Annotated in this window: 15 protein-coding genes and 1 tRNA gene; 8 read left to right on the top strand and 8 right to left on the bottom strand. The window is 57.8% G+C overall.

Going from position 1 to position 15,352, the window contains the following annotated elements; genetic code table 11:
• Positions 1 to 2: 2 nt before the first annotated feature.
• The 3 genes from GOW48_RS03270 to GOW48_RS03260 form a co-directional block, all read right to left on the bottom strand.
• On the bottom strand, positions 3 to 980 hold the full coding sequence (locus GOW48_RS03270; RefSeq protein ID WP_170751321.1) for an AAA family ATPase: 978 nt from the start codon (positions 978 to 980) through the stop codon (positions 3 to 5).
• Between the two features lie 111 nt (positions 981 to 1,091).
• A complete protein-coding gene (locus GOW48_RS03265; protein WP_234899460.1) occupies positions 1,092 to 2,231 on the bottom strand; it encodes an acetoin utilization protein AcuC in 1,140 nt (379 codons plus the stop codon).
• Positions 2,206 to 3,288 (bottom strand): AI-2E family transporter, encoded by a 1,083-nt coding sequence (locus GOW48_RS03260; RefSeq protein WP_170751318.1) that lies wholly within the window; start codon positions 3,286 to 3,288, stop codon positions 2,206 to 2,208. The genes GOW48_RS03265 and GOW48_RS03260 overlap by 26 nt, the downstream gene beginning before the upstream one ends.
• A 150-nt stretch (positions 3,289 to 3,438) precedes the next feature.
• Here GOW48_RS03260 and GOW48_RS03255 point away from each other — a divergent pair, with 150 nt between their 5' ends.
• From GOW48_RS03255 to GOW48_RS03245, 3 genes are all read left to right on the top strand, one after another.
• The gene (locus tag GOW48_RS03255) at positions 3,439 to 4,305 is read left to right on the top strand and encodes a YihY/virulence factor BrkB family protein (protein WP_170751316.1); all 867 of its coding nucleotides are present in this window, start codon (positions 3,439 to 3,441) and stop codon (positions 4,303 to 4,305) included.
• A complete protein-coding gene (locus GOW48_RS03250) occupies positions 4,302 to 6,200 on the top strand; it encodes a cytochrome c3 family protein (protein ID WP_331251800.1) in 1,899 nt (632 codons plus the stop codon). The genes GOW48_RS03255 and GOW48_RS03250 overlap by 4 nt, the downstream gene beginning before the upstream one ends.
• 98 nt (positions 6,201 to 6,298) lie before the next feature.
• Positions 6,299 to 6,487, top strand: coding sequence for a hypothetical protein (locus tag GOW48_RS03245; RefSeq protein ID WP_170751314.1), 189 nt, complete (start codon positions 6,299 to 6,301; stop codon positions 6,485 to 6,487).
• A 2-nt stretch (positions 6,488 to 6,489) separates the two neighbouring features.
• On the opposite strand, the gene GOW48_RS03240 is transcribed toward GOW48_RS03245, so the two are convergent.
• The 3 genes from GOW48_RS03240 to GOW48_RS03230 are packed head-to-tail and all read right to left on the bottom strand — an operon-like array spanning position 6,490 to position 8,717.
• Complete coding sequence (locus GOW48_RS03240; protein WP_170751312.1) at positions 6,490 to 7,206, bottom strand: RlmE family RNA methyltransferase; 717 nt, start codon at positions 7,204 to 7,206, stop codon at positions 6,490 to 6,492.
• A 49-nt stretch (positions 7,207 to 7,255) separates the two neighbouring features.
• Positions 7,256 to 7,591, bottom strand: coding sequence for a hypothetical protein (locus GOW48_RS03235; RefSeq protein WP_170751310.1), 336 nt, complete (start codon positions 7,589 to 7,591; stop codon positions 7,256 to 7,258).
• 13 nt (positions 7,592 to 7,604) lie between these two features.
• On the bottom strand, positions 7,605 to 8,717 hold the full coding sequence (locus GOW48_RS03230) for a Ppx/GppA phosphatase family protein (protein ID WP_170354241.1): 1,113 nt from the start codon (positions 8,715 to 8,717) through the stop codon (positions 7,605 to 7,607).
• Between the two features lie 241 nt (positions 8,718 to 8,958).
• On the opposite strand from GOW48_RS03230, the gene GOW48_RS03225 reads away from it, so the two are divergent.
• The 5 genes from GOW48_RS03225 (at position 8,959) to GOW48_RS03205 (ending at position 12,372) form a co-directional block, all read left to right on the top strand.
• Positions 8,959 to 9,255, top strand: coding sequence for a virulence factor (locus GOW48_RS03225; RefSeq protein WP_170354240.1), 297 nt, complete (start codon positions 8,959 to 8,961; stop codon positions 9,253 to 9,255).
• Positions 9,256 to 9,281: 26 nt separating this feature from the next.
• The gene (locus tag GOW48_RS03220) at positions 9,282 to 10,208 is read left to right on the top strand and encodes a methylenetetrahydrofolate reductase (RefSeq protein WP_170751308.1); all 927 of its coding nucleotides are present in this window, start codon (positions 9,282 to 9,284) and stop codon (positions 10,206 to 10,208) included.
• 9 nt (positions 10,209 to 10,217) lie between these two features.
• Complete coding sequence (locus GOW48_RS03215; protein ID WP_170354238.1) at positions 10,218 to 11,279, top strand: methyltetrahydrofolate cobalamin methyltransferase; 1,062 nt, start codon at positions 10,218 to 10,220, stop codon at positions 11,277 to 11,279.
• Between the two features lie 125 nt (positions 11,280 to 11,404).
• Positions 11,405 to 12,232 carry a polyphosphate kinase 2 family protein gene (locus tag GOW48_RS03210; protein WP_170751305.1) on the top strand — a complete coding sequence of 276 codons (828 nt, stop codon included), beginning with the start codon at positions 11,405 to 11,407 and terminating at the stop codon, positions 12,230 to 12,232.
• A gap of 66 nt (positions 12,233 to 12,298) precedes the next feature.
• Positions 12,299 to 12,372 (top strand) — tRNA-Gly (locus GOW48_RS03205).
• A 2-nt stretch (positions 12,373 to 12,374) separates the two neighbouring features.
• Here GOW48_RS03205 and GOW48_RS03200 read toward each other — a convergent pair.
• Positions 12,375 to 13,232 carry a class I SAM-dependent methyltransferase gene (locus GOW48_RS03200; RefSeq protein ID WP_170751304.1) on the bottom strand — a complete coding sequence of 286 codons (858 nt, stop codon included), beginning with the start codon at positions 13,230 to 13,232 and terminating at the stop codon, positions 12,375 to 12,377.
• An 18-nt stretch (positions 13,233 to 13,250) separates the two neighbouring features.
• On the bottom strand, positions 13,251 to 15,296 hold the full coding sequence (locus GOW48_RS03195; protein ID WP_170751302.1) for an ASKHA domain-containing protein: 2,046 nt from the start codon (positions 15,294 to 15,296) through the stop codon (positions 13,251 to 13,253).
• Positions 15,297 to 15,352: the final 56 nt, after the last annotated feature.

The following is a 15,352-nucleotide window of genomic DNA, read 5'->3' as shown; positions in this document are numbered from 1 at the left end:
GCTTAGGGCAGGGCCACAAGGCGAAGAATTTCTGCGACAACATCGTCAGCCGTTTTCGCCTCGCCTTCGGCTTCGAAACTAAGTGTAATGCGGTGTCTGAAAACGTCATGCGCGATGGCCCGGATATCAGCAGGGTCCACATAGTCGCGCCCGTTCATCCAGGCGTGCGTACGACCGCATTTGTCAAGTGCCAGCGAAGCGCGCGGGCTTGCACCTATCTCAATCCAGTTGGCCAAGTCCTCGCTGAACTTGTCTGGTGTTCGTGTCGCTTGCACCAGATCGGCCATATACCTGTCCATTGCGTCTGACACATGTATTTGTCCAATTTCCGCCCTTGCGGTGAACACGGCGTCTTGAGGGATCGGCGCAGGAGCTTCGGTTCGGGATGAAGAAGCGGTGGCGTTGTCTTCACCGCGCACAAGCCGAATGACCTCGACTTCGTCTTCGACGAGTGGATAAGTGATCTGTACGTGCATCAGGAAGCGGTCCATCTGCGCTTCGGGCAGGGGATAGGTCCCTTCTTGCTCGATAGGGTTCTGGGTTGCCATCACTATGAATAACGGGTCCATCGTGTGGGTCGTACCCGATACCGTGACCTGACGCTCTTCCATGGCTTCAAGCAACGCGGCCTGAACCTTTGCCGGCGCCCGGTTAATTTCGTCCGCCAGAACAATATTGGCAAAGATGGGGCCCGGCTCGAAGCGGAATGTTCCGCCGTCCGGTGTTTGTTGAAACACTTCAGTTCCAGTGACGTCAGACGGCAAAAGGTCTGGAGTAAACTGAATTCGGCTGAACTGGGCATCCAAATTACGGGCCATTGCTTTGACGGCTCGGGTTTTCGCCAAGCCTGGCAAACCTTCGATTAGCAAGTTTCCGTTCGCCAAAAGTCCGATCAACAGGCGGTCGATCACGTCGGACTGGCCGATAATAGACTGCCCCATCCGAGATTTCAGATCATTTATTTGATTGTGTGCATTCATTGCTTATTCCAGTTGAATCTTCATGCTGCAGGGATGCAATTGGGATAGTAACGGTTGCTCGGAATTGCGCTGTGCTAGCATCAGGTTAGCAGCCCGCTACGTTTCGTTCCACTATGGAATTCTTGCCCTGATGCGAGTCAGACTAGCGGACAATTCAGAACGAACTGGTCCAAGGTGTGGCTTGTCCCGAAGCGTTTTTACCCAGTGTACGGGCGGCTGTTTTCCCCCTCCGCGGCTCCATGTCAGGGATTTGAGGATGATCTGCGCATTTGCATCCAGAGCGTCCGGTATTTCATACCCATTTAGCGTTGCCCAAACGCCGCTCCATAGGCGGGCAACTGACCACGGGTTGTAGCCGCCGCCACCTAAAACGAGGAACCGCGGCGCCAATTTCTGCAAACTCGACACTGCCCTCCAATGCGCATTATTGGACAAGGTCAAACGCGAGAGGGGATCTTCGACCACAGCATCGGCACCGCATTGAAGAAGGATGGCTTGAGGGCGAAACGCAGCGGCGGCGGGTAGTATCAGCTCTTCCAGGATGGCAAAGAATTCGTCGTCATTCAGGCCCCGAGGGACGGGCAGGTTGAAAGCCGCTCCTCCCGCAGTGTCATCCAGTGTTCCACTGAATGGCCAGCGGCGCTCTTCATGAATTGATATCATTCTGACCTTAGTAGAACCGTGGAACGCAGCCTCGACTCCGTCGCAATGATGGGCGTCGATATCGACGTAGACTATCCGGCTCAATCCGTAACGAATGAGGGACTGAATCGCCAAGACAGGATCGTTGAGGTAGCAAAACCCGTTGGCTCGGTCGGATAAACCGTGATGAGTGCCGCCGGCAGGGTTAAAAACAATGCCGCCATCTCGGATTAGTTCCGCACCCAGCATCGAACCACCGGCAGCAGTGGCTGGTCGACGATACATTTCGGGGAAAACCGGGTTGGACAGGGTGCCCAGCCCGTGTTTTTGTCGGGTTTCGTCTGATACGAATTGCGACGCCTCTGCCTTTTGCAGCGCATCGATGTATTCAGGCGTATGAAACGCGTGCAGCGCCTTTGGTTTGGCGCAGGGGCTCACGCGATAATTTTCAGCCTTCAGCCAGCCCAACGCGCGACACAGATCAATAACTGTTGAAACGCGGGGAATCGCTAGCGGATGTTTCGCACCGTAGGTGGACTTCCGATAGATTTCGGCACCAATGAAAAGAGGGTGCTGCATCGCTTCAGGTTTCTGTGTTGCCCTGATCATCCCAAATCCGACCGTCCAGCGACATCAAAACCGCGATTGGGCGCAAGGCGGGGATATGGCTGAATACGATCAGGATGCAGACCGTTAAAGGCACACTCAGGAACGCCCCTATCATGCCCCAAACTGTTGTCCAGAAAGTCAGAGCCAGGATCACGAGGAAGGTCGACATATTAAGTGACCGGCCCAGCATCGCCGGGTCAAGGAAGTTGCCGATAGCGAACTGAATCGTCCCGCAACCGAATACGATGATCAGGAAAGGGCCGATGGTTTCGAATTGAACCAATGCAATCATGGCCGGAAACACCACCGCAATAATCGACCCGATTGAAGGGATGAAGTTCAGTGCAAATGTCAACACGGCCCATGTTTCGGAATATTCTAAGCCAAGAACTCGGAACACTGAGTAACTGATCCCCGCCGTAATTAGACTGATGAAGGTTTTCACGCCCACATAGCGTTGCAGGCTGAACGAGATCGCATCCAACACCGCAGCGAACTCGGCACCGGTTTTTGGGTTCCCGGCGGCAAGCCGGATTTTCTTGCGAAAGGCCAGTCTTTCGGCCATCAAAAATGCGACGTAAAGGCTGATCAGGAAGAATTGGTTCAGCAATGATGTGGCGCTGCCCAGCAGTACGCGCGCGACATAGGTCATGTCGATATTGATCAGATTGTCGCGTATGAAGGTTGTTACATTGTTGCCCACAAGTCCGGTGATCCGATTGACGGCTCCGTCGAATTGGCTTTCGTAGTCGCTGATCGAGCGTGCGAACTGCGTCGCCTGACTGCCCAGAATATACATGATCATGAACAACCCTGCCAAAACCACGGTAACGCCTGCAATATTGGCTAACCAGACAGGCGCGCGGGTCAGGGCGATCACACGGTCGCTAAGCGCTATGATCAGAACGTTGATCAAGAGGGCCATGGTCAACGGGATTAAAAACGCCGCCCCCGCATAAAGCGCAAGCACTGTCAGTGTCGCCACAATGGCCGCGTCGCGCACGACCGCTAATTTTAAACGTGGCGAGGACGTGGAGTTTTCTGGATCCAGGGTCATTCAGCTGCCTGTGACGTTGCAGGTTGGATTACCTTGATCCTGCACAGACCAGAAAATTATGCAATGCATCCAGATGTTTGGGGAAGTTAATTTGCCCATTTTGAGGTTTTGACGGTTCTGTGATCGCGTTGGGCGGGTTAGGCTTTGATCATGATTTCTCAAGTGATTCCTTCGCTGAGTCGCCCAATCCAGGCTTTGTGGCTGGCCATTGGACGGTTCGGTGGCAAAAACGGCCTTGTCATGAGTAGCCATGTCGCCATGTCGTTGATGTTGGCACTGTTCCCATTTGTTCTGTTCACAGTGGCATTGGCCGGGTCGTTGTCACAAGGTTATGTCACCGAAGAACTGATCGAATTGATCTTTGGCGCATGGCCCAAGGATGTAGCCGATCCCATCGTATCCGAACTTCGCGCAGTGCTAGAGCAATCGGGGTCGGGCGTGATTACTTTGGGCGGCCTTTTGGCCATCTTCTTTGCCTCGAACGGGGTGGTTGCTGTCAGGGCGGCTATGAATCAGGCTTATCATGATCAAGACAGTTGGCCATTCTGGAAAACGCGGTTGCTGTGCCTAGGTCTGGTGATCATCGGTGGGGCGACAATTCTGGCCATCGCTGCAGTCGAGGTCATCTTGCCGGTTTACACCAAACTGGTTTCGGAAAAGACAGATGTAAACGTATCGCATTGGTTGTCCATGGACCGCCTGCGCTGGACGTTTACCGTAGCCGTTCCAGCCGGAACTGTCTTGTTGGCGCATTTGATCCTGCCCACACGGCGCCATTCCATGTCACAAATTCTGCCTGGGGTCTTGTTGACTTTGGCGCTTTGGGCCGCGGGCGGATGGGGCTTTTCAATCTACATCAGCCAATTCGCATCCTACAGTGCCACCTATGCAGGTCTGGCCGGAGCGATGGCTGCGCTGATCTTTTTGTATCTCTGCGCGGCGATCCTGATATTGGGCGCGGAATACAATGGCGCGCTCATGGATTTGCAAGTTGGCGATGATGGGGACCAACCGTGAAAGCTCTTTGGATTATCCTTGGTCTGATGCTGCCGACCTTCGCCGCAGCTCAGGTGCCCGTCTATGTCGGTTCCGATCAATGCAAAGATTGTCACGAAGCTGAGGCCGCGGCGTGGTCGCAATCTCATCACGCCTTGGCCTGGACAGACGTAGAGGACGGTCATGTTGTTGCGGATTTCAATGGTACACAGTTCGACCATGACGGGATGTCTGTCCTTTTCGCCGGTGACGGCGAACTGCGCGCCAGGGTCACGGAGAAAGACGGGGTATCAAACGATTACACGGTACACTCGGTAGTCGGTATCGAACCCCTGCAACAATATCTGTTCGAAACCCAACCGGGGCAATTGCAAAGCTTTGATGTCGTTTGGGACACTGAAGAAAACCGTTGGTTCCACTTATACCCGGATCAGGACCTGCCGCCCGATGATGGGTTGCATTGGACCGGCCCCTATAAAAACTGGAATGCGCGCTGTGCCGAGTGTCACGCCACTGGCTTTGACAAGAACTATGACGCAGGCACGCGCTCATATGCGTCTACCCAGGCGGAAATCGGGGTTGGATGTGAAGCATGCCATGGGCCAGGCTCGGCGCATATTGACTGGACGAGCGGGCAGGGGGGCAGCCCCGACCTGACGGAATATGGCTTCACGATGGAATGGGGCGCGGGGCAGACTGAGGCCGAGATACAGCAATGTGCCGGTTGCCATTCCCGCCGCGAGGCACATGGGGATGGCAACCCGTTGCCGGGCACGGCGTATCACGATGCCTACAACCTGGCGGTTTTGCGGCCGGGGCTCTACCACCCGGATGGCCAAATTCTGGACGAGGTCTACGTCTATGGTTCATTCCTGCAGTCGCGGATGTATGCGCAAGGGGTCGGCTGCATGGATTGCCACGAGCCACATAGCGCGACGCTTAAGGCCGAAGGAAACGGGCTTTGTACGCAATGCCATTCGGTTGCGGGGAATGACCGCTTTCCGACCCTTGCCCGCGCAGAATACGATACGTCTGCGCATCATAGCCATCCCGATGGCAGCGCAGGGGCACAGTGCAAATCGTGCCACATGATTGAACGGGTTTACATGGGTGTGGATGGCCGGCGCGATCACAGTTTTCGCGTCCCGCGTCCCGATCTGGCACTGGGTCAGGATGCCTGCACCGATTGCCATACGGATCAAAACCAATCCTGGGCTGCCGCACAAATAGCCGATTGGTTTCCGGAATCGTCTCACCGTGGTCCCCATTATGGAACTGTATTCAACGCTGCAGTGACGGGGCAGGCCGAAGGACCATCGGCGCTGTTGGGTATTGCGGGTGATCAGACGCAACCGGGTATTGTCAGGGCGACAGCTGCATATCTATTGCAGAACTACGGCTCGGCCGAAGTTGCTGCACAGACTGCAGGGTTGCTGTCTGACCAAGATCCTTTGGTCCGTGCGAACGCTGTGGTGCTGCAACGTTCCGCCGAGCTCCGCGATCAGATTGAGCGGCTGGAACCTTTGTTGTCCGATCCGTTGTTGAACGTGCGTATTGCTGTCGCCAAAGAGCTTCTGACCATTCCGCAACAAGCCCTGACCGCCGGGCAACAGTCAAAGGCTGGTCAGGTGATGGCAGAATGGCAGGATGCCATTGCCAATCGGCTGGACTTTCCAGAAACCCATATGGTGCTGGGCGGGATGGCTTTGACCTTTCGGAACGCGCCAGCGGCCGAACGCGCCTTTCGCGAGGTGATACAACTGGATCCACAGAGAGCTGAGGCATGGCCCATTCTGGTGCAACTGGTCCAACTCAACAGCGGAACTGAAGCGGCTCTGGACGTCCTAAGCCAAGGGTTGGACCGGGTACCCGACCACCCGGAACTGCTGCAACTGCAACGGCAGTTGGCCCGCTAAAACGGCACCGCTTCGCCCGGTTTCGGCCATTTTCGCGGCAAATTTCACCTGTAACAGGACGGGGCGGGTAGAAAACCCGTTGTGTTAAAAGGTGCTCCATGTCCGACAAACCGGTCCATACGTCGCAACTGCAACGGCCACTTTCCCTATCCCAACGGATCGAGGATCTGCGAACGCGCAAGCCGGAATACTTGAACCATGGTGAGGCGCTGTTGATGCAGGGGATTGCTACGGCGTCACTGCGTCAACAGGTACTGGCGGGTGATTTTATTTCGCTCGAAGATTAAGGTCAGCCACGAAAGCCTGTTGCTACAACAAATTTTTCGGAACTGTCCGACCGTGAAGCGGGCGGTTTTACGTTGGCGACCTTGTTGAACTTCTGTTTTAGCAATTTTTGCAAGTCGCCTTCTGCGCCCCCGGCAAGCACCTTGGCCACAAAGGTTCCACCTTCCTCAAGGACATCAAAGGCGAAATAGGCGGCGGCCTCGCACAACGCCATGATACGCAAATGGTCTGTCTGCTTGTGCCCAGATGAGGCTGCGGCCATGTCCGACATGACCACATCGGCCTTGCCGTCCAACCACTCTTTGACCTTGTCGTCCGCGTCGTCTTCCATGAAGTCCAAAACGTGGGCGATCGCACCTGCGACCGGTTCGACCTCTTGCAGGTCCACACCCAGAACTGTTCCGATGCGCTTACCGCTTTTCTCACCCAGCGCATTCACTCGTTTGACGGCGACCTGCAGCCAGCCGCCGGGAGCACAGCCCAAGTCAACGACACGAGCGCCGGGGATCAAAAAACGGAATTTGTCGTCCAGTTCCAATATTTTGAACGCCGCGCGCCCCCGGTACCCCTCGGCCTGCGCACGCTTGACATACGGATCGTTCAATTGCCGCTCGAGCCAGCGGGTCGAGCTGAGTTTGCGTCCTCGGGCGGTCTTTACCTTAACCTTCAGATCGCGTTGTCCGCGTCCCGAGTTGCTTTTTCCAGTCGGTGTTTTGGCCATGTGTGGTCTCCTGAAGACTGGGGGCGTTTACCGGCTTGGTCTAGGGTTATCAAGTTGATCCTGTCGGTGCGTCCATCAATAGCAGATCGGGCCAAGGAGAAGAAACACCAAAGCCCAGCCAGCCCAGACAGTTTGCCCCCGTAGACAAAACGGAGGACTTCGGAACATCAGGGCGCGAAACCTCGTTCAAAAACGCCAGCGCATCCAGACCTTGGTTGTAGGGCACTGACAGCGCAATTCCCCCTATGGCCAGTGCATAATGCGGTAGGGTGTTTGCAATCTGAAAGCCGGGGCAGAACACGTCAAATCCGGCTGCTTCCAGACAACAAATCGTGGTTGCTGCGGTCGATGTGCGATAGGCTAGGGCAACGACGGTCAGCGGCATCGAAGATATGGTCCTAAAAAGGTCCGTCTTCCAACACACCGTCCGCGCTCATTTGCGCGTACAGCAGACCTTCGCGCAGTCCGCGATCGGCTACCGAAAGACGGTCGGTGGGCCAGCAGCGCAGCAACGCCTGCAAAATGGCCGAGCCCGACATGATCAAAGCCTGTCGGTCATCGCCGATCCTTGGGTCACGGCGCCGCCCCTGAGGACCAAGCTCCAGATACCCGCGTATCACCTTGTCAATCTGATCGCTGGTCATACGCAGACCGTCCACTTTGGTTCGGTCATAGCGCTTTAATCCCAGATGTGACGCGGCAACAGTTGTAACCGTTCCGCTGGTGCCAACGATCTGGAAGCCCTCCCGTGTTTGCTCGTCCTTGTAAGGGGCAAAATCTGCAAGGTTTTCCTCGAAAAACCAGCTCATAAGCGCAAAGCGGGCCGAGTCGTCTTCGACATCGTTGAACTGATCGCGCAGGGTTGCGACACCCAAGGGAACACTGATCCAGTCCACAACTTTGGCAGACGGAAAGGGGTTGTCGGCGGTTTGAAACCCATGATGCAGTCGCATGATCGCTGCGGGCCTATCGCGGCGCAACACCGAAGAAAGGTCGATCCACACAAGTTCTGTCGAACCGCCGCCGATATCAACGACCAGCAACTGCTCGGTCTTGGTCGACACAAGCGGCGCGCATGAGATAACGGCCAGACGGGCCTCTTCTTCGGGCTTGATGATCTCAAGGGTCAGGCCGGTTTCCCGTTTGACCTGTCGGATGAAATCGCGCGAATTCTTGGCGCGGCGGCACGCTTCGGTGGCAACCAGCCGCATCCGTTTGACTTTGTTACGTTTCAGCTTCTGCTGGCAGATGCGCAATGCCTGAATGGTGCGCGCCATCGAAGACCGAGACAGCCGTCCGGTCCGTTCGAGCCCCGCGCCAAGCTGCACGGATTTCGAGAAACTGTCGACCACATGAAAGCCGCTGCCCTTGGGCTGGGCGATCAACATGCGACAACTATTTGTACCCAGATCCAGCGCTGCGTATAGCGCATCGGGATCGGGCCTTGCCGGCGCGGGGCTTTCGACCGCTTTCGGGAACGCGCCCGCACCTTTGGGACGCTTGGGCGCCATTCGTAACGCCCTCCGATTTTCGAGTTACCCCGACCATAGGTCGCGTGTTCTGATCGCGCAAGACACTCATTATAGTGATGAGAATTTTGATATGCGTGAACGTTGAACTATTCGTTACAAACCCGCTATCCCATCGTGAGCCAAAAGGTCGTTTGAAATACGCCTTGTGTCGAAAACCGACCGACTTGTGCCCATATAGAAGTCTAGAACCGGTCCATCTGGTTAGGAGGAATCAACAGCGATGCCTGACGTCACCATCGTATACTGGCGCGATATTCCCGCCCAAGTCATCGTCGGCAAAGGCCGGCGGGGCGCAAAGCGGCAATTGGAGGAACGGTTCGAGCAAGCCATCGACCGGGCGGCCATGAAGGTGAACGCCAAGGATAGCGATGCCTACCTGGCCGAATGGCGCAAAGCCGAGCCATTTGCGGTTGAGGGCGATCCGTCCGACATTGCCGAGGCCGAGGCAGCGCGCTTGGAAGCTGAATATGATCAGGATCGCATCAAAGCTCTGATCGCGAATGATGGTTGGGCATGAGCCCGAGATCTTTATGGGAGGCCACGATGGCTCTGTTGAACTTCAAGAAACGTGCTGCCGTCGAAAACGGCCCTGTGAACCCGACCGTCGAAGCCTTTTTGCAGGGCTACTCGATTGAAGTGATGCCCCGCACCGCCGAAAAGGTCGAAGACTTCAAAGCGCTGCTGCCCGAAGGCACCCGCGTCTACATCGCTCATATCGAGGGCACGCCCATCGAGGACATGGTCAAAACGGCCAAACGTCTGGCCGATGACGGTTATCCGGTCATGCCGCATTTTCCTGCGCGGATCATCAAGGACGCAGCCACGCTGGAAAACTGGATTTCGATGTATCAGGGCGAAGCAGGTGTTGAGCAGGCTTTGCTGCTGGCTGGCGGTGTCGAAAAACCACATGGCGATTTCGAAAGCTCAATGCAGTTGCTGGAATCTGGCCTGTTCGACAAAGCTGGTTTCAAACGCCTGCACGTGGCTGGCCACCCCGAAGGCAACAAGGACATCGACCCTGACGGCTCGACCAAAAATGTCGATGACGCGCTGCGCTGGAAACAGAAATTCAGCGAAACGACGGATGCCGAAATGGCGCTGGCCACACAGTTCGCCTTTGATGCCAAGCCGATCATTGCATGGGCGGATGGCTTAAAAGAGGCGGGCATCGACCTGCCGATCCATATCGGTATCGCGGGCCCGGCCAAGCTGCAGACTCTGATCAAATTCGCTATCGCGTGCGGCGTTGGCCCCTCGCTGAAGGTGCTGCAGAAGCGTGCCATGGACGTGTCCAAGCTGCTGTTGCCCTATGAGCCTACCGATGTTCTGACCGAGTTGGCCAACCACAAGGCGGCCAACCCCGATTTCAACATCACCAACGTACACTTCTTCCCGCTGGGTGGCATCAAGACCAACGCCACCTGGGCGATCAATAACGGTGGCGCTTCGGCAAAGCCTGCAAACTCCTAAGGAACGGATATGACCCGTACAGTCGTAGAATCAAAAACAAAAACCGCCGTTCTGGGCTTTGATGAACCGTTCTGCGTGATCGGTGAACGGATCAATCCCACCGGCCGCAAGAAACTGGCTGCGGAACTGGAAGCGGGCGATTTCTCCACTGTCGAGAAAGACGCCATCGCGCAGGTTGCAGCAGGGGCAACCGTTCTGGATATCAATGCGGGCGTCGTCTACAACTCGAACCCCAACCCGAACGAGACCGAGCCACCGCTGATGACCAAGATCGTCGAGCTGGTGCAGGGTCTGGTCGATGTGCCGCTGTGTATCGACAGCTCGGTTCCTGGTGCGCTTGAGGCGGGACTTGAGGCGGCTGAAGGCCGTCCGCTGCTGAACTCGGTCACGGGAGAGGAAGAGCGTCTGGAGCTAGTGTTGCCGCTGGTCAAGAAGTACAACGTACCGGTTGTGGCGATCTCGAACGACGACACTGGGATTTCCGAAGACCCGGATGTGCGGTTTGCCGTGGCAAAAACCATCGTTGAACGGGCTGCCGATTACGGGATCCCCGCCCATGACATCGTGGTTGACCCGTTGGTCATGCCGATCGGTGCGATGGCGACCGCTGGCCAGCAGGTGTTTGCTCTGGTCCGTCGTCTGCGCGAAGAACTGGGCGTGAACACCACCTGCGGTGCGTCCAACATCTCGTTCGGTCTACCCAACCGTCATGGCATCAACAACGCGTTCCTGCCGATGGCGATGGGCGCTGGCATGACTTCGGCGATCATGAACCCGGTGGCCTTGCCGGTTGGCCCCAAGAAACTGGCTGAAAAGAAGGCCGAGGTTGAAGCCAAGGGCATCGTGCTGCCCGCGGATATGGACGATGAGACCTTCTGCCAGTTGTTCGGACTGGGCTCGACCCAACCGCGTGCCGGTAAGGAAATGGAGGCCATCCGCGCCGCCAATCTGTTGACCAACAATGACCCGCATGGCGGGGCGTGGATCAAATTCAACAAGTCGCCTGAAGAAGCCGCTGCAGCCGGTGGGGCAGGTGGCCGTCGCGGCGGTGGCCGCCGGCGCCGCGCCTGATCTGCCGGGAACGACCTTCAAGGCCGGGCCAAGTGCCCGGCCTTTTTCGTTTTGACACCGATCAAGGCTGCTTGCGGTCGTTATTGCGACACTGCCCACGATTATTACCAGATCAGGGCATTGAAATGACCAAACACTTTCCTCCGAAACTGGCCGAGGCCGATCTGTCGCTGCGGTTGGGCAAGAAAGAATATTTCGAAGAGCTGGTCGATCTGCAGGCGCAGCTGGCACTGATTCAGCAGGCATTTCTGTTTCACGGGCTCAAGGGCGTGTTGGTGTTCGAAGGCTGGGACGCGGCGGGCAAGGGCGGCACGATCCGCCGTATCAGTCAGGCTTTGGACCCGCGCAGTTTCAAGGTCTGGCCCATCGGGGCACCCCGCAATTATTATCTGAACCGTCACTACCTGTTGAGGTTTTGGGAGAGGTTGCCGCCCGAGGGCGCGATCTCGGCCTTTGACCGCAGTTGGTACGGGCGGGTCCTGGTCGAGCGGTTGGAAAAGTTCACGCCGGAACACCGCTGGCGTGCCGCCTATGCCGAGATTAACGATTTCGAACGGATGCTGGTGGATGACGGAACGCGGATCGTAAAGCTGTTCTTTCACATCTCACCCGAGGAACAGATGGCGCGTTTCACCGAACGCCTGCGCAATCCGATGAAACGCTGGAAACTGACCTATGAGGATTTCCGCAACCGCGAACGCTGGGCCGAGGCCGAGGTGGCGGTGGACGAGATGCTGGCGCGTACCTCAACAGAAATCGCGCCGTGGCATGTGATCCCCGCCAACAACAAGAAATACGCGCGGATCAAAGCGATGCGCGCGATTGTTGATACGTTCTCGGACGGGATCGACTTGAACCCGCAGCATCTGGATCAGCGCACGCTGGACGCGGCCAGCGAAGCCTTGGACGTGGAACAATCGCTGATAGACAGCCTGCGCGCCCGTACGGAATAATCGCGTGTTCGTCTGCGGAATGGCGCTTGCAGTTGGGTCACGTGGGGTGTTATTTCGATCCAAGCGGCGGGTATGGTGAAAAGGTATCACACGAGCTTCCCAAGCTCTTGTTACGGGTTCGATTCCCGTTACCCGCTCCAGATCAGCCCGGCCTGCGTGCCTGAAACAGGTTTATCAGGGCCGGTATCTCAACAACATCTCCAGCGACATAGGGCCTGAACTCCTCGGCCACAGCCTTCCGAATTGCAGAGACATCTTCGGGCGTTCCGTCGAAATGGGCGATCACTCGTGCGGCGGGTCCGATCCGCGTACACAGCGCCGCGCTGTCTTCAAGCGTGCCTCGAACGGGCAGGGTGAGCGGTACAGCATCGACAGTGATGTCGGTCAGGCCAGCCTCGGCCAGCAACCCGCTGACTCGATCCTGATCGTGAAATGCCAAAGGGCCGGGGGCATTGCGGTCGACCTTGGGCGGGGTTCCAAGCTGTCCGGTCGCTGCGATATGGGGCAGGCGGAACCACGGGTTGCCAGATAGCGGCCCCCAAGCGGCGAAACACATCCGACCGCCGGGTTTCAGCGCACGCGCCATGTTGGCAAAGGCCGCCACGGTGTCCTCAAAGAACATCACCCCAAAGCGAGAGATCATGATATCGCGGTCGCCCTCCTCAAACGGATGGGTCTGCGCGTCGGCGAATTGAAAGCCAATATTCGCGTGCCCGTCTGCCAGAGCGCGCTCGGCGGCGCGATCCAGAAAAGGCTGCGAGACATCGGCGGCCAGAACATGCCCATCCGGACCAACAGCCTGCGCCGCCAGAACCGTGCTGGCCCCTGTGCCGCAGCCTATATCCAGCACGCGCTGCCCCGGTTGCAGGGCGGCGCGCTCCAACACCAGATCAAGGACCGGGGCCAGAAGCGCATCCATTTGGTCCTCATAGGTCAGCCATTTCGCACCCGAGGGGGAGTTGCCCCAGTATTCGGCCTGTTCTTCGTTTGCTATGGTCATGGTGCCTCCTGCCGGGGACTATGACCTGCGGCGACGGCGACGGCCAGATTTTTCCTCATCCCCGCCGCCGGTGTTGAACGAGGGTGAGGGCAGCGTGACCACCTGCGCCAGTTCCGGGAACGGGTCGGTCTTGTGCGGGATAGCGTTGGCGGCGACGAAATGGTCCTGAAATTTTGGCTCGATGGCGGTTTCGACCTTGGTGATCTCGCGCACGACACGCTCGATTTCCTTACGCGATCCGATGTTGCACAGCGCGATCCGCGCGCCGGTGCCAGCGGCGTTGCCCGCGCTTGAGACCTTGTCCAGCGGTGCGTCGGGGATCATGCCCAGCACCATCGCGTGTTTGGTCGAGATATGCGCGCCAAACGCCCCGGCCAGAACCACGCGATCCACGGCGTCGACCTTCATCTCGTCCATAAGCAGGCGCGCACCGGCATAAAGCGCCGATTTCGCCAGTTGGATGGCGCGGATATCGCCTTGGGTTACGGTGATACGCGGGCCGCCTTCGGCGCTGGCATCGTGGATCAGATAGGCGTGGGTGCGGCCTTCGGGGATGCAGCGGGCGGTGCCGGTTTGTTCGGCCGAGCCAATCAGGCCGCTTTCATCCAGCAGCCCGGCGATACGCATTTCGGCAACAGCCTCGATAATGCCCGAGCCACAGATGCCGGTGATCCCGGTGGTGGCGATATCAAGATCGAACCCGTCCTCATCGGACCATTTGTCGGACCCGATGATACGGAATCGCGGTTCCTTGGTGACGGGATCAATCTCGATCCGTTCAATCGCACCGGGGGCGGCACGCTGGCCGGAACTGATCTGCGCGCCTTCAAACGCGGGGCCCGTGGGCGAAGAACAGGCCAGCACGCGTGTGGTGTTGCCCAGCAGGATTTCGGCATTGGTGCCCACATCGACGATCAACACGAGGTCTTCGGACTTGCCGGGTTCTTCGGAGAGCGCAACGGCAGCACAGTCGGCGCCCACATGTCCCGCAATACAGGGTAGGATATAAACCTGCGCGCGCGGGTTCATTTTGGTCAGGTCCATCTCACGCGCGGGCAAGGACATGCTCTCGGATGTGGCCAACGCGAAGGGGGCCTGCCCCAGCTCGACCGGGTCCAGACCCAGCAGCAGGTGGTGCATGACCGGGTTGCAGACGAAAACCGTCTCCACGATCAGCGCGGTGTCGATCCCGGCCTCCTCGGCGATGGAGATGGTCAGATCGTTGATCGCCTCGCGCACCGCGCGGGTCATTTCCTGATCACCACCGGGGTTCATCATGGCGTAGGACACGCGGCTCATCAGGTCTTCACCAAAGCGGATTTGTGGGTTCATCAGGCCAGACGAGGCCTTGACCTCACCGGTCTCCAGATCGGTCAGGTGGGCAGCGATGGTGGTTGAGCCAAGGTCGATGGCCAGACCGTACAGCCCTTGTTCATGCAGGCCGGGCCAGATTTCCACGATCCGTGCGACCTCATCCTTGTGGCCTTTGTGGACGGCTACCGTGACCTCCCATTTGCCTTTGCGCAGCACCGGTTGCAGCTTGGCCATCAGCGACAGATCGGCGGTGACGGCCTCAATGTTCCACTGCTGGCGCAGGGCGCGTTCCAACCGCTCCAGATCGCCGGTGGGCGAGTGCATGTCGGGTTCCTCGACCACCACGAAATACAGCCGCGTCGCCGGGTCCATGGTGATAGCGCGTGCGGCAGCCGCTTTGCGGACGACCTGACGATGGACCTGAGACTCAGGCGGCACGTCGATCACGATATCGCCCTGAACCGTCGCCTGACAGCCCAGACGGCGGCCAGGCTTGAGCCCGCGTTTGTCGTCATAGCGTTGTTCGACCGCGTTCCATTCGCTCAGCGCGTCCTCAGATACGGTGACACCGTGCTTGGGAAACTCACCATAGCTGGGCGTGATCTGGCACTTCGAACAAATCCCGCGTCCGCCGCAGACCGAATCCAGATCGACACCCAACTGCCGGGCGGCGGTCAGAACCGGGGTGCCAACGGGGAAATGCCCGCGTTTGCCCGAGGGGGTAAAGACAACAAGGGGGTCGGTGGTCATGTCGGGCCTGCCTTTTGTATTCGCGCGTATGCCGGGGAAGATATGGGTTTGTGCGC

The sequence above is a fragment of the Ruegeria lacuscaerulensis genome, assembly GCF_013033355.1.
GTDB lineage: Bacteria > Pseudomonadota > Alphaproteobacteria > Rhodobacterales > Rhodobacteraceae > Ruegeria > Ruegeria lacuscaerulensis_A.
The sequence above is the reverse complement of the archived record's forward strand: the minus strand, read 5'-3'. Positions and strand labels throughout refer to the sequence as shown.